Origin of the sequence: Sulfitobacter sp. 15WGC, from assembly GCF_005068605.1 — a bacterium.
GTDB classification, from domain to species: domain Bacteria; phylum Pseudomonadota; class Alphaproteobacteria; order Rhodobacterales; family Rhodobacteraceae; genus Sulfitobacter; species Sulfitobacter faviae.
Genome location: NZ_SZNL01000236.1, coordinates 1 through 248, shown reverse-complemented (window position 1 = coordinate 248; position 248 = coordinate 1). Strand labels below are relative to the sequence as shown.

Genomic DNA, 248 nt, shown 5'->3' with positions numbered 1-248 from the left:
CGCGATGAGGATCGAATTCACCGTGCCTTCGTTTCGGATCAACTCCAGAATGGCGAAGGTGCGGATCAGCAGGTTCGTCCAAAAGGGGATGATGATCAGCAACATCCAGAATTCGCGCTGCTTTTTTGGCCGCGTGGCGATGAAATAGGCCGTGGGGAAGCCAAAGAACAAACAGGCGAGCGTTGTCAGAATCGACAGTTTGAGCGACCGCCAGAAGATGCTGAGATGCGCATCCGACCAGCCCAAAG

At 54.4% G+C, this 248-nt stretch carries 1 pseudogene; it reads right to left on the bottom strand.

Annotation, left to right across the window (positions count from 1 at the left end):
• Positions 1 to 248, bottom strand: a pseudogene (locus tag FCK22_RS18675) (ABC transporter permease); the annotation flags it as partial.